General features: G+C 30.2%; 11 protein-coding genes. 6 read left to right on the forward strand and 5 right to left on the reverse strand.

Annotation, left to right across the window (positions count from 1 at the left end; translation table 11 throughout):
- The first annotated feature begins 2 nt into the window (after window positions 1–2).
- Window positions 3–944: a glycosyltransferase family A protein gene (locus Q0050_RS02930; protein WP_298392511.1), complete on the forward strand. Its 942-nt coding sequence runs from the start codon at window positions 3–5 to the stop codon at window positions 942–944.
- Here Q0050_RS02930 and Q0050_RS02935 read toward each other — a convergent pair.
- Both Q0050_RS02935 and Q0050_RS02940 read right to left on the reverse strand, forming a co-directional pair.
- A complete protein-coding gene (locus tag Q0050_RS02935) occupies window positions 928–1,329 on the reverse strand; it encodes an FdtA/QdtA family cupin domain-containing protein (protein ID WP_298392512.1) in 402 nt (133 codons plus the stop codon). The genes Q0050_RS02930 and Q0050_RS02935 overlap by 17 nt on opposite strands.
- Window positions 1,319–2,428: a glycosyltransferase gene (locus tag Q0050_RS02940; protein WP_298392513.1), complete on the reverse strand. Its 1,110-nt coding sequence runs from the start codon at window positions 2,426–2,428 to the stop codon at window positions 1,319–1,321. The genes Q0050_RS02935 and Q0050_RS02940 overlap by 11 nt, the downstream gene beginning before the upstream one ends.
- 135 nt (window positions 2,429–2,563) lie before the next feature.
- On the opposite strand from Q0050_RS02940, the gene Q0050_RS02945 reads away from it, so the two are divergent.
- From Q0050_RS02945 to Q0050_RS02960, 4 genes are read left to right on the forward strand one after another with little or no spacing between them, the layout of a single operon-like run.
- Window positions 2,564–3,703: a glycosyltransferase gene (locus Q0050_RS02945; protein WP_298392514.1), complete on the forward strand. Its 1,140-nt coding sequence runs from the start codon at window positions 2,564–2,566 to the stop codon at window positions 3,701–3,703.
- Window positions 3,691–5,340, forward strand: a complete 1,650-nt coding sequence (locus Q0050_RS02950) for a hypothetical protein (protein WP_298392515.1) — start codon at window positions 3,691–3,693, stop codon at window positions 5,338–5,340. Before Q0050_RS02945 ends, Q0050_RS02950 begins: the two co-directional genes overlap by 13 nt.
- Entirely contained in the window at window positions 5,315–6,184 is an 870-nt protein-coding gene (locus Q0050_RS02955) for a decaprenyl-phosphate phosphoribosyltransferase (protein WP_298392516.1), read from the forward strand. The genes Q0050_RS02950 and Q0050_RS02955 overlap by 26 nt, the downstream gene beginning before the upstream one ends.
- 1 nt (window position 6,185) lies before the next feature.
- Window positions 6,186–6,752: an HAD family hydrolase gene (locus tag Q0050_RS02960; protein ID WP_298392517.1), complete on the forward strand. Its 567-nt coding sequence runs from the start codon at window positions 6,186–6,188 to the stop codon at window positions 6,750–6,752.
- Here the strand turns inward: Q0050_RS02960 and Q0050_RS02965 are convergent.
- From Q0050_RS02965 to Q0050_RS02975, 3 genes are read right to left on the reverse strand one after another with little or no spacing between them, the layout of a single operon-like run.
- On the reverse strand, window positions 6,741–8,018 hold the full coding sequence (locus tag Q0050_RS02965) for an O-antigen translocase (RefSeq protein WP_298392518.1): 1,278 nt from the start codon (window positions 8,016–8,018) through the stop codon (window positions 6,741–6,743). The two genes, Q0050_RS02960 and Q0050_RS02965, sit on opposite strands and share 12 nt — an antisense overlap.
- The gene (locus Q0050_RS02970; RefSeq protein WP_298392519.1) at window positions 8,019–9,119 is read right to left on the reverse strand and encodes a DegT/DnrJ/EryC1/StrS aminotransferase family protein; all 1,101 of its coding nucleotides are present in this window, start codon (window positions 9,117–9,119) and stop codon (window positions 8,019–8,021) included.
- A complete protein-coding gene (locus Q0050_RS02975; RefSeq protein WP_298392520.1) occupies window positions 9,116–10,093 on the reverse strand; it encodes a GNAT family N-acetyltransferase in 978 nt (325 codons plus the stop codon). The genes Q0050_RS02970 and Q0050_RS02975 overlap by 4 nt, the downstream gene beginning before the upstream one ends.
- Window positions 10,094–10,337: 244 nt before the next feature.
- On the opposite strand from Q0050_RS02975, the gene Q0050_RS02980 reads away from it, so the two are divergent.
- Window positions 10,338–12,020 carry a gliding motility-associated C-terminal domain-containing protein gene (locus Q0050_RS02980; RefSeq protein WP_298392521.1) on the forward strand — a complete coding sequence of 561 codons (1,683 nt, stop codon included), beginning with the start codon at window positions 10,338–10,340 and terminating at the stop codon, window positions 12,018–12,020.
- Window positions 12,021–12,048 lie beyond the last annotated feature (28 nt).

Genomic DNA, 12,048 nt, shown 5'->3' on the forward strand with positions numbered 1-12,048 from the left:
TTATGCCTTTTTTTACAGTAGTCATTCCGCTTTATAACAAAGAAAAATATGTTGAAAATGCTCTTAAAAGTATTCTCAATCAAACGTTTACTGATTATGAAGTTTTAATTATAAATGATTGTTGTACCGATAATAGTATTGAAAAAATACTTCCTTTTTTATCAGAAAAAGTCAAATTAATTCATCATCCGAAAAATAAAGGACTTTCAGCAAGCAGAAATACCGGAATTGAAAACGCAACATCCAACTACATCACTTTTCTCGATGCCGACGATTTGTGGAAAACTAACTTTCTACAAACCATTCATCGGCTAATTCATAATTTTCCGGAAGCTAAAATTTTCGCAACGAATTATGAAGAAATTTATCCGACCAAAACCTACAAACCGTACAATGGTTCAAGTTCTCTAGCAGAAAATTATGAAGGTTATATCAACTTCTTCAAATTAAACATTGGACAAGGAATTTATAATCACGGTAGTGTTTGTGTGCACAAAGAAGTCTACCAAAAAGTCGGAAATTATGATGAAAATATCAATTTTTCAGAAGATATTGATTTTAATATTAGAGCCAATTTTCATTTTAAACTCGCCTACTCTTCAACAATCGCGATGAGCTATTTAATGCAAATTGAAAATCAAATTACAGCAACATCAATTGTCAATAAAAAACTTCCAGACTATAACAAATACAAATCATTTGAAGAAAAAAATGCAGACGTTACCACGTACATCAATTTTGAAAAATATGTTTTGGCCAAAAAACTCAAACTTTATGGCGATAGAAATGCTGCACATTTACTAATCAAATCTATAGACACATCAAAACTCAATTGGAAACAGAAAGTTTTACTAAAATTGCCTACAAATTTGTTAGTGACAATAGATAGCATAAAATCTTATTTAATAAAAAAAGGCATAAAAATAGCTACTTATTCGTCTTGATGTAAGAAACAAACGACTTGTAACTTCTAATGTAATCGTCTTCATCATAAACTTCGGAAGCTAAAACTAAACAAACTGCACCAGAAGAAAAATTGTCTAATTCTCGCCAAATATTGTTGGTGATTAACAAACCTTTATCGGGTTTGTTTAAAGTAATTACTTCTTTATCTGTGCCATCTTTTAGTACCACATCAAAACTTCCAGAAATTGCAATTAGAATTTGGTTTAATTTTTTATGTGCGTGTCCGCCACGTTTTGAAGTGCTCGGAATATCATATAAATAATAAACTCTTTTTATTTCAAAAGGAACCACACCATTTTCAAGTACGGCAATATTACCTTCTTTATTTATTATTTTAGGAATATCAATTAACTCAATGTTCATTTTTTAGTGATTTTAAAAGTGATAACCATTGCATTCCAATGTTTTCGAGTTCAAATTTTGACGCACTTGCAATACTGTTATTTTTACAATGTAAATATAAGTTTTTATCCTCAAAAAATGTATTTATGGCCTTAATCATCGCTTCTTTATTTTGATTCTCTACCAACAAACCATTTTGTAAATGATTGATAATTTCTGCTGGACCAGTTTCACAATTGTATGCAATTACTGGTATTCCAGAAGCTAACGATTCTATTAAAACCATTGGTAAACCTTCATATTTACTGGTAAGTACGGTATAAAGCGCTTTAGAGTAATAAGCATATGGATTGGCAACATTACCCTTGAAAACAATTCTATCCTTCTGCCCTATTTTTTCGGCTAAATCGATCCAATTTTGCTTTAACTTTCCGTCGCCTAAAATTATTAGTTTGATATTATTCTCGGGCAACTTTGATTTCGAATAACATTCTATCAGATGATCAAATTGTTTTATATTCTTGTTCATACTTCCGGCTGCAAGAATAAAATCGCCTTTAAAATCAATATCTTCTGTTTGAAATCGATTTATTTTTTTAAAATCAATAGGATTATAAATTAACGTAGCGTTTTCGATTTGATAACTATTTTCTATTTTCTTTTGAATTCCTATGGAAACCGGAACAAATTGCTTGCATTTTTTGTAAAGCAACTGTGCAAAAAATTTACTTTTTGGAAGGTAAGATTCCAAATTATTGCTGTGAATAGTTTGTATGTGATTCTTATAAAGAAAGTTGTGGATTATAAACTCTTGCCAAAAAAAATGCTTGTCTCTAAAATCAATTATAAAATCAAAATTTTGATCTTTTAGATACTTTTTTAAGTGAAAAAATCTTTGAATTCTGTTTACAATTCCAAATTTACTTGAGCTGTATTTGGCTAGATGCATCACCTTGCCTGAATGATCATATTCTATTTTTCCTGCAAAAACAATGTGATGTACTTCAATACCTTGATTTACAAAAAAGTGCGATAAATTTGCAGCACAACGTTCCGCTCCACCATCAGATAGTGTTACAGTGACAAGTGCAATTTTTGTGGGCTTCTTATTTAAATTCAACACATTAATTGTTTTATCATACTACAAAATTTAATTACAGTAGTACAAAGATGGGCAATACTTCAAAAATCAAAAATCGTAAATCAACAATCATAAATATTTGTGTATTTTAGCAAATGTAAATAAAACTTTTAAATGCGCATATTACTTGTAGGTGAGTTTAGCCGATTACATAATTCTCTCAAAGAAGGATTGCTAAAATTAGGACATCAAGTTGTTCTTGTTAGTAACGGTGATGGCTTTAAAAATTACCCTTCAGATTACTCTAACAGAGCATTTTGGTGCGAAAGCAAAATCGGCAATATTCCACGACAACTTATCTACAGATTAACCCAATTTGATATTTCAAAAATAGAACGTGGTATTCGTTTTTATTTTCTCTTAAAAAAATTAAAAGGATATGATTGTGTGCAATTAATAAATGAAGCTCCGATTCAAACCACAGCCAAATTGGAATTGTATTTATTAAAAAAACTTTTTACTCAAAATCAAAATTTCTTTTTGTTGTGCAGCGGTGTCGATCACTACACTTTGAATCATATGCTCGAAAAAAAAGAGCGTTATTCGATAATGAATCCGTACTTTGAAGGAACGAAGGAAATAAAAGAACAATATAAATGGATGTTTGACTTCAATTCAAAAACGCACCTCAAAATACACCAATTTCTTGCAAAAAACGTCACCGGAATTATTGCAAGTGATTTAGATTATGTAAATCCATTAAAAAATCATCCGAAGTTTTTGGGAATGATTCCGAATCCAATAATAATTTCAAATCACAACTTTATTGAAAACCCAATTCAAGGCAAAATAGTTATTTTTCTTGGGATTAATTTGGGAAACTCTTATAGCAAAGGAATTCCTTTTTTTGAAAAAGCATTGGAACTTATCAAACAAAAATATGTTGACAAAGTTGAAGTTATTGTGACTAGAAATATACCGTATCAAGATTATATCAAACTGTTTAATAAAGCGCACATTGTTTTAGATCAAATCTATGCTTATGACCAAGGGTACAATGCCTTAGAAGCTATGGCAAAAGGAAAAGTAGTATTTACTGGTGCCGAAAAAGAATTTGAAGACTATTACCAATTATCTAAAAAAGTAGCTGTTAATGCTTTGCCAGATGTTGACTATTTAGTTACAGAATTATCGTTTTTAATTGAAAATCCGAACGAAATTGACGCTATCGGAAATCGAGCAAAAGCTTTTATTAAAAAAAAGCACGACTATATAAAAGTAGCTGAAAAATATTTGAATGTATGGGAGAAATAAAAAAAATTGATGGTTACTTTCTTATTTTTATAGCAACAGTTTTATTTTATTGCTTAGTACTAGCTCACATTGGATTTGAATTTTGGGATACGGGTTACATTCCGAGTTTTTCTTGGCGAATCGTTACGGGAGAAAATGTTTATGAAGATTTTCTTTATAAAGGTCCGCCAGTAACTTTATACTTTCATTCTTTTTTTATGAAATTTCTTCCTGAAATGGGACAATTTTATTGGATAAGAGTTACCAATTACCTAATGTTTGGTATTCAAGTATTTTTCACCGTTACAGCTTTTGATAATTTTTATGGCTTACAAAAATTAAATATTAATAAATGGGCAATAATGACCATAGGATTTGTAATTTCTTTATTGAATTTTCCTCCTTATCCTTGGCCAACAACCGACGGATTATTTTTTGCCTCTTTAGCTTTATTTTTTTCTTCAAAAATTAAAGAAAACAATACTTTTTATTTGATTTTAATTGCATTATTTAGCGTTTTATCAGCTCTAACCAAACAATCATTTTATTTAATCCCAATATTTTTTATAGTTTTTATTACCATTCAAAACGGAATTAAAAAAGGATTAATGCTATCGCTATTCATTTCTTTTTTTATTGCGTTATTTCTTTATTGGATTACGACAATTACTACGTTAGACAATTTCCTTAAACAAACCACAGGACAAACACATTTAAAAGACTTACTTTATGCTGGATTTTTAAATTATTTCTGGATTTATGATAATAAAATTCAAATCTATGTAATCCTATTTTTTGCCATCGTATTATCCTACTATTTTAGGTTTAAAAATGTACCTTTCAACTTTAAAAAATGGTTTGAAATAGTTTCAGCTATTGTACTATTATTTTCGATTGGATTGTGTTTTTCATTTGAATTTTTAATCGCCTCAAGAATTGCAGCAATCGCTTGCGTTTTTGGATTATTAAGTAAAATAGATTTTACCTTTGAAAGTTTCAAATACTATTTACCATCATTACTTTTACTGGGAACTGCTTGGTGCTCAGCCATAAGTTTAGGCTATCCTTTTCCAATTTTATATACAACTGGTATCATTCTATCTTTAATTTTGATATTTCAAAATCAGTTTGAAAAAATTACTCAACTAAAATTTTTTTTGATTTTATTGCTAAGTTTACTAGCAGTTTCGCATAATTATAAACCCTATAGAGAACAAAATATATCAAAAATTTCAAGCTCATTAAACGAAATAGCACCAAAACTAAACTATATTTATACGACAAAAGACAATTTAAAAAAACTTAAAGAATTAAAATCATTAAGAGCCAAATATGGTTTAAAAACAATTGTTGCACCCAATATGGCGATGACCAATTATATTTTTAATAGCAAAAGTCTTTTTCCTGCCGATTGGATAATTAATACAGAAGTGAATCGAGATGCAACAACTTTCATTAACATTGCAGCTAAAAAAGAAAACTACCTATTTATTGAAAAATCATTTATTAATGGCGAAGAATTAATGCCTTCAAAAAGAGAAAATTTTAGTATTATTGCTGATTACATCTACAAAAATTTCAATAAAATTCAAGAAACAGAACATTTTATAGTTTACAACGGATTAAAAACAAATGAAAGACTACCTAAAATTAATTAGAGTTGAACAGTACATCAAAAATGCGTTTGTTTTAGCACCGCTTTTTTTTGACAGTCAATTTCTAAACCTAAACCATTTGACTAATGTGATTTTAGCAGTACTTTGTTTTTGCATTGCATCAAGTAGCATCTATGTTTTAAATGACTATTTTGACATAAACGAAGACCGAAATCATCCGCAAAAAAAATTTAGACCACTTGCCTCAGGAAGTATTAGTATAAATAATGGATTACTACTAATGACGATTTTGCTGATAAGTTCAATAACTATCTCTTATTTGATATCGGTGGAGTTATTTGTTGTGATTTTATCCTATTTAGTTTTAAATTTCTTATATTCTAAATGGCTTAAACACATTGCTATTCTAGACGTAAATATCATTGCTGTTGGTTTTATACTCCGTATTGTTGCTGGATCAGTAGTAAGTGATGTCGAACCTTCGATATGGATTTTATTGATAACCTATCTTTTAGCATTATTTTTAGGAATATCCAAACGAAGAACCGATGTCATTCTCGCAGAAAACGGAAATGATGTGCGCAAAAATATTGAAGGTTATAACCTAATTTTTATTGATATAATTTTAGGAATTTTAGCCTCAATAATTATTGTTTGCTACATCTTTTATTGTATTTCGCCCGAAGTTCAATTGCATTATCAGTCCAATTTATTATATGTTTCAATAATTTTTGTCATCAACGGAATCTTTAGGTATTTAAAATTGGTTTTCGTTGATCAATCCACTTATTCACCGACCAAAATAGTGTTGAACGATCGTTTTATCCAACTTACAATTTTAGGTTGGTTATTATTAATGAGTTATTTATTATATTTCAGAAATTAAAATGAAAATATTAGTACTTGTTGACTTTGACAAAACACTTTATAAAAAAGATAGTTTAATAGAATTTACAAGATTCTACAAAGGAAATTTTCAATTAGCAATTGGATTTTTTGCACTTGCTCCTACACTTATCAAGTGGAAATTAGGAAAAATTTCAAATGAAACTGCTAAACAAAAGTTCCTAACTTATTTCTTTAAAAACGAGCCCTATCAATTATTTTTAGAAAAAGGTAAACAGTTTGCACAAGAAAATATTCCAAAAAACCTCAACAAAAATATTTGGAAAAATATTCAAAATCTTCAAGAAAAAAACGCCGATATTTATATTGTAACTGCTTCGTTTAGCGAATGGATTCAAGGCTGGACCGAAGAAAATAATATTCAAATCATCGCCACAGAACTTGAAATTATTGACAATCAAATTTCGGGCAATTTCAAATCAAAAAACTGCTATGGAATTGAAAAAGTAAATCGAATTAAAGAAAAAATAACTTTAGATAATTACGAAAAAATAATAGTTTTCGGAAATGGAAAAGGTGATTTTGAGATGCTTCAACTAAGCAAATAAACTCTTCCTAAAATAAATACACAAGGTAATAAAATAGATAAAATAAGTAAAAGCGTGTGCCATCACAACGCCTTCAATTGAAAATTGAGCAACCAAATAAATACTACTAAAATACAATACAAAAAGCGAAAATAATTCCGATACAATGAACGCTTTAGTTAGTTTCTTGGCATAAAATTGGTATCCCAAAATAAATGCCGCAGCTTTAAAAACATCACCAAGTAATTGCCAAAAAAACAATTTGGACACGGGTAAAAATTCTTCGGAAAAGACAAATTGTATGACTAAATTTCTTAAAAAATATAGCACAATCATTCCTATTGTAAATAAAGGTAGAATTCCTTTAAAGTAGTTCCAAAATAGCGCTTTGGTTTCGGTTTTATCTTTGGCAATGGCAAGTTTGGGCAAATAATAAATCGCAATTAGCGAAGTAATAAACATAAAATAGTAAGATGAAATTCTGGTCATCGCTTCCCAAAAACCGGCTTGCTCTAAACCTAGAGTTAGAATAATATTTTTCCGTATGGCAAGAAAAACTAAAGGTCCAAAAACTGCTGAAACTAACGCCATCAAAGAATAAGAGGACAAATTTTTAAGAAAAGAAAGATTATATGAACTTAAATTAATAAGGCGAACTATCTTCAGTTCTTGATTGATGGCAACAAATGAAACTAAAAACAAAACCGATGGCGTTACAATAATTGATAGTAAAGCACCTTCGGTATTCAATTTCCAAATCAATAAAACAGAAGCTAGTAAACCAATTAAACTCCCGATAATATTGATATAAATGACTTTTTTGTAGGCACCAAATCCGTTAATTGTAGCTATTAAAAAGATGTTTCCAATATAAAATGGCAAAGCAACCGCAAGCGACTTAAAGATAAAACCATAATTATACTTTGCTCCAAAAACAGTATTATTTAGATAATCTGACAAGAAAAACAAACCCAAACTTATAGCAAGACAGGCAAATAATACTGTGATGAAAATAGTAGAAATTGTCTTTTTCAATTGCTGTTCCTCCGATTGGTGTTCGGCAACATATTTCACAACGCCATTTTCAAAACCCAATGAGGCAAAAGCTTCTGTTGTGGTTAGAAAATTTCTCAAATTTCCTACCAAAGCCAATCCACTTGGACCAACAAAAATAGCTATGAATTTAGAAGTAATAAATCCGACAAAAATCTTAATTAAAATACTAATTCCGTTCAAAGAAATTACTTTAAATAAAGGTTTGGATAGTATTTCTTTGATAATATTCAATTAGTAGTTGTTTAAAATTTCAATTACAAAACTTACCTCATCATCAGTCATCACAGGACTTATTGGCAAACTCAAAACTTCATTATGTATCTTTTCTGTAATAGGAAATGATAAATGATTCCATTCAGGAAAAGCTTCTTGCTTATGCGGCGGAATTGGATAATGAATAACGGTTTCAATTTTATTTTGTAACAAATATTCCTGTAAATCGTATCGGTTTTTCGTTCGAATGACAAACAAATGAAAGACGTGATTCGCAGAAAAATCCCATTGCGGTAAGATGATTTTATCGTTTTTAATTTCAGATAAATAACGTTTGGCAATAGCTCTTCGATTTTCGTTATCAGTATCTAAATTAGGCAATTTAACATTCAAAAAAGCTGCCTGAAGTTCGTCTAATCTTGAATTAACACCAACAAATTGATTATGATATTTTTTCTCTGAACCATAATTTCGTAAAGAAAACAGTACTTTGGCTAACTCATCATCATTAGTTGTAATTGCTCCACCATCGCCAAGTGCACCAAGATTTTTGCCAGGATAAAAGCTGTATGCAGCGCTAGATTGTTGATTGTCGATTGTTGATTGTTGATTGTTGAATACACCGTGAGCTTGCGCTGCATCTTCAATTACTAGTAAATTGTGTTTGTTTGCAATAGCATTAATTTTATCCATTTCGCACAACTGACCGTATAAATGTACGGGCAAAATAGCTTTAGTTTTAGAGGTGATTTTTGCTTCAATCAAATCAGGATTGAGGTTATAGGTTTCTAATTTTGGTTCGACTAAAACCGGAACTAAATCGGCTTGTAAAACAGCTAAAACACTAGCGATATAAGTATTTGCAGGAACGATAACCTCATCTCCTTTTTGCAATTTTCCGAGTTGTATGTAAGCTTTAAAAAGTAGTACCAAAGCATCCAGACCATTGCCTACTCCAATACAATATTTTGCATTGCAATATCTGGCAAAATTAGATTCGAACGACTTTACTTCGTCACCCAAAATAAACCATCCTTTATCTAAAACCAACTTCATTTTTTCTTGAAACTGTTCTTGATAAGCCAAATTTAATTTTTGTAAATCGAGGAATTTTATCATATCAAAACCGATTCTAACAGGTGATAATTTTTAGTTTGAACTTCATAAAAATTTTGAACAACGGTTTTCGCACCAAAACTTTCTTTCCAAAACAGCAAGCCTTGATTGATTTTCGTTCCTTGTTGTTCATTTGAATTATTAAAATCAAAAAAATGTTTGTCTTTATAAACTTCGGTAATCAAATGGTGGTACAAATAATCTAAACTTCCCAATGCATTTTTATCTACATTTCCAGAAATATACTGCGGATGAGCAACTTTTTCAGTACAAAAAACGGTTGTTCCTGCCACAATTTTATCATTGTGATAGACATTAAAATGACGAATGTTATTAGGAAATCGTTGTTGCAATAAAGTGATTTCTTCAACGGTATGAACAGGTTTTATTTGATGTTTCTTATTCAAGTTAGGAATCAAAATTTCATTCCAAAACAATTCAAAATTTAGTTCTTCCTTAATAATTAAACTATTTTTTTTGCCTCTGCGAATGCTTTCTTTTCTGGTTTTCGAAATAAAATAGGGTTTTGTTAAATCAATTACAGAAAGTGCATCTCTCCTATTCAATTGAGCTTGAGTCAAAAACAAACAATATTCTAATTCATCCGAATAATAATTTAAATAAAAATTAGGTATGGTTTTAATTGTTAATGTTTCAACTGAATTTTCATTCAAAAACTGCAAAACACTTTTGAACATAGAAATAACTGAACTTAATTTAGCTTTAGCATTTAAAACTAGTCCGCCGTAGGTCAATCCTTGATGCGAATAAACCGATGAACCTGTTCGATTGGCTGGCAAAACGGCTACTAATTTTTCTTCATCAAAAACCATTAACGAATAATCCTCAAATCGATCAGAATGATACTCCATAAAATTTCTATCGAATAGAAAAGTAGCATTCTTGGCAACACTTATAAAAGTATTCCATTGATCAAAATCTGATGTAGTATATAATCGAATTTGGTAGTGCTTCACAACTAAAATTAAAACTCTGGAAAATTACACATTTTTTTACTAGTAAATCGGATTTCAAAAATAGTCATAATTAAAAATAAATGACTAATTTAGACATCATAATTGCTATAATTCTGTGAATCTAAAACTACATTACCTTGTATTTAGTATACTTTTACTCTCTTTTTGCAACTGTTATGCGCAAAACATAACTTTATTCAATCAATTTAATGGCAGATATGATTTTACATTTGTAGGAAATACTATGAATTTAGGTGAAAACAATATCACTCCAGGATGTAGTAATTTATTGGTAACTTCATCGAGTGCATCATTAAATTTAAATCCTAATCAAGAAATTAAAGCCGCTTATTTGTATTGGGCAGGTTCAGGATTTGGTGATTTTGATGTTAAATTAAATTCAGAAACAATTACGCCACAGCGCACTTTTTCAAATGTTGCTTCCAGTACAGGACTTTCCTATTTTAGTGCGTTTGCAGAGGTTACCGATCAAGTGATTGCTACCGGAAATGGAACCTACACCTTATCTGATTTTAGTATTACACAAACATTACTAAATATCACAGGTTATTGCAACAATAGAACCAATTTTGCAGGTTGGGCAATGGTGATCATTCATAAAGATTTGAATTTGCCGCTCAATCAAATTAATGTATACGATGGTTTACAAAGTATTCCGACTGCCTTAAACATTACCTTAAACAGCTTAAATGTAATTGATAATAACGATGCGCAAATAGGGTTTATCGCTTGGGAAGGTGACTCTAATTTGGCAATCAATGAAACGCTGAGAATCAACGGAAATATCCTTAGCAATCCGCCATTAAATCCTGCTAACAACGCCTTCAACGGAACAAATAGTATAACCAACAGTGCAACTCTTTTCAATATGGATTTGGATGTTTATAACATTCAAAATAATATCAATATTGGTGATAATACCGCCTTGATACAACTAACCTCTGGTCAAGATGTTGTTTTAATTAACGTCGTTGTAACCAAACTCAACAGTCAATTGCCCGATGCAACTATAGCGATCGAAACAGTTAATCAATCTTGTAATTCCAAAAATTATATTGTGGATTATACAGTTTCCAATCTAAATTCAACAAACCCATTGGCAGCAGGAACTCCAATAGCCATTTATGCAAACGGAATACTAGTTGGTCAAACGCAAACACAAAACGTTATTCCGATAGATGGTTCTGAAAACGGACAAATTAGTATTATTTTGCCTGATGCAATTACGATAGATTTTGTACTCACGTTTGTTGTTGATGATAATGGTACAGGAACAGGCATTGTGCTCGAAATTGCGGAAAACAATAACGATGATATACAATCACTAAGCCAATGGTTTTCGCCCGATTTCAACGAATTACAAGACTTATTTACTTGCAACGAAGGATTTAATGTCGGCACTTTTAATTTTTCAGATTATGCCAACTTGGTATTAGCCAATGCTACCGATAATTTTATAGGATTTTATGAAACGTTAGCCGATGCAACCAATAATACCAATCCAATTAGTAATACTACAAATTATAATACAACCGCACCAAAGGAACTTTTTATCAGAATTGAAAATGATAATTGTTTCAATATTACATCTTTTAATTTAAGAACAAAAAACTGTGCTCCAACTATTTATAATTATGTTTCTGCCAATACTGATGGATTTAATGACACCTTTTTCATCGACGGATTGCGAAATGTTTTTGTAAATTTTGAATTAGAAATTTACAACCGTTGGGGAAGATTAATCTGGAAAGGAAATAACAACACCTATGATTGGGACGGAACAATCGCTATCGGACCAACAATAAGCTCTTCTTTAGCTCCAAAAGGAACTTACTTTTACTTATTGAATTTAAACGATGTTGATTATCCTAATCCTTTGGTTGGTTGGTTGTATTTTACCAAATAGTACTAACTAAATTTTAAGATTGCATATT

The sequence above is a fragment of the Flavobacterium sp. genome, assembly GCF_027483985.1.
Taxonomy (GTDB): Bacteria; Bacteroidota; Bacteroidia; order Flavobacteriales; family Flavobacteriaceae; genus Flavobacterium.

Excerpts from the sequence above, each read along its gene's own strand:
- Q0050_RS02930 (WP_298392511.1), top strand. The coding sequence starts at position 3 with ATGCCTTTTTTTACAGTAGTCATTCCGCTTTATAACAAAGAAAAATAT.
- Q0050_RS02935 (WP_298392512.1), bottom strand. The coding sequence starts at position 1,329 with ATGAACATTGAGTTAATTGATATTCCTAAAATAATAAATAAAGAAGGT.
- Q0050_RS02945 (WP_298392514.1), top strand. The coding sequence starts at position 2,564 with ATGCGCATATTACTTGTAGGTGAGTTTAGCCGATTACATAATTCTCTC.
- Q0050_RS02950 (WP_298392515.1), top strand. The coding sequence starts at position 3,691 with ATGGGAGAAATAAAAAAAATTGATGGTTACTTTCTTATTTTTATAGCA.
- Q0050_RS02955 (WP_298392516.1), top strand. The coding sequence starts at position 5,315 with ATGAAAGACTACCTAAAATTAATTAGAGTTGAACAGTACATCAAAAAT.
- Q0050_RS02960 (WP_298392517.1), top strand. The coding sequence starts at position 6,186 with ATGAAAATATTAGTACTTGTTGACTTTGACAAAACACTTTATAAAAAA.
- Q0050_RS02970 (WP_298392519.1), bottom strand. The coding sequence starts at position 9,119 with ATGATAAAATTCCTCGATTTACAAAAATTAAATTTGGCTTATCAAGAA.
- Q0050_RS02980 (WP_298392521.1), top strand. The coding sequence starts at position 10,338 with ATGAATTTAGGTGAAAACAATATCACTCCAGGATGTAGTAATTTATTG.